The organism is Comamonas sp. w2-DMI, from assembly GCF_040187735.1.
In the GTDB taxonomy this organism is placed as follows: Bacteria; Pseudomonadota; Gammaproteobacteria; order Burkholderiales; family Burkholderiaceae_C; genus Comamonas; species Comamonas terrae.
Window position 1 is genome coordinate 1 of sequence record NZ_JBANEL010000073.1, and the last position, 1648, is coordinate 1648.

2 protein-coding genes are annotated in these 1648 nt (G+C 66.0%); both read left to right on the forward strand.

The features are described from left to right. Window positions 1-12 precede the first annotated feature (12 nt). Window positions 13-690 carry a GntR family transcriptional regulator gene (locus V8Z74_RS26105; protein WP_066483900.1) on the forward strand — a complete coding sequence of 226 codons (678 nt, stop codon included), beginning with the start codon at window positions 13-15 and terminating at the stop codon, window positions 688-690. Window positions 691-698: 8 nt separating this feature from the next. Next, window positions 699-1648, forward strand: a 950-nt coding sequence (gene puuE, locus V8Z74_RS26110; protein ID WP_066483901.1) for an allantoinase PuuE, incomplete at its 3' end; no start/stop codon positions are given.

Consider the following 1648-nt stretch of genomic DNA (forward strand, 5'->3'; position numbering starts at 1 on the left):
TATGATGAGGCGATGGAAGCTTCCACCACCAGTTTCATCGTCGAAAGCCTGACCAAGGCCATTGTCGAACACCGCCTCATGCCCGGCACCAAGCTGGCCGAGCAGAAGCTGGCGGACCATTTCGGCGTCTCGCGCACCCTCGTGCGCCAGGCCCTGTTCCAGCTGTCGCAAAACCGCCTCATCAAGCTCGAGCCCGCGCGCGGCGCCTTCGTGGCCACCCCTTCCGTGGGCGAGGCCCGCCAGGTCTTTGCCGTGCGCCGCATGCTCGAGGCCGAGATGGTGCGCAGCTTTGCCGCACAGCAAACGCCCGCCAAGCTGCGCGCGCTCAAGGCCCATGTGGCCGCCGAGAAGAAAGCCATGGAAGCCGACGATGTTGGCCAGCGCACCGAGCTGCTGGGCGACTTTCACGTGCGCATGGCCGAGCTCATGGGCAACGAGGTGCTGGCCCAGCTGCTGGGCGAGCTGATTTCCCGCTGCGCGCTGATCACGCTGATGTACCAGTCGGCCTCGGCGGCCGAGCATTCGCACGAGGAGCATGCCGACATCGTGGCCGCGCTGGCCCAGGGCGATGCCGAGCAGGCCGTGCAGCTGATGCAGCAGCACCTGGACCACGTGGAAGCAGGCCTGACCTTCGACCGCGATCTGCCAACCAACGATTTATCGATGGCTCTTTCCTCCATCTCCGCATGACATACGACGTGACTTACGACGCTACAGCTGCCTACCCCCGCGACCTGATCGGCTACGGCCGCACCACGCCCCATCCCCAATGGCCCGGCAAGGCCCGCGTGGCCGTGCAGTTCGTGCTCAACTACGAAGAAGGCGGCGAGAACTGCGTGCTGCACGGCGACCCCGCCAGCGAGCAGTTCCTGTCCGAGATGTTCAACCCGGCCGCCTATCCCGAGCGCCACATGAGCATGGAAGGCATCTACGAGTACGGCTCGCGCGCCGGCGTCTGGCGCATCCTGCGCGAGTTCGAAAAGCGCGGCCTGCCGCTGACGGTCTTCGGCGTGGCCACCGCCTTGCAAAAGCACCGCGAGCTGGCCCAGGCCTTCGCCGAGCTGGGCCACGAGGTGGCCTGCCACGGCCTCAAGTGGATCCACTACCAGAACGTGCCCGAGGAGGTCGAGCGCGCCCACATGCAGCAGTGCCTGGAGATCTTCGGCCAGCTGTACGGCCACGACGGCGACCACGGCCTGGGCTGGTACACGGGCCGCGACAGCCCCAACACCCACCGCCTGGTGGCCGACAACGGCCGCTTCACCTACGACAGCGACTACTACGGCGACGACCTGCCCTTCTGGATGAAGGTGGGCAAGAGCGACGGCAGCACGCACAACCAGCTCATCGTGCCCTACACGCTCGATGTGAACGACATGCGCTTTGCCCTGCCCCAGGGCTACTCGCATGCCGACCCGTTCTTCCAGTACATGAAGGACACCTTCGACGCCCTGTATGCCGAGGGCGACCCGGCCGGCGACAACGCGCCCAAGATGATGAGCATCGGCATGCACTGCCGCCTGCTGGGCCGCCCGGGGCGCATCACGGCGCTGCAGCGCTTTCTCGACCACATCCAGCAGCACGACAACGTGTGGGTGTGCCGCCGTATTGACCTGGCCCGCCACTGGGCTCAGCTTTTCCCTTGCAA

What these genes read in the sequence shown, in the direction of transcription:
- V8Z74_RS26105 (WP_066483900.1), top strand. Translation starts at nt 13, where the DNA reads ATGGAAGCTTCCACCACCAGTTTCATCGTCGAAAGCCTGACCAAGGCC.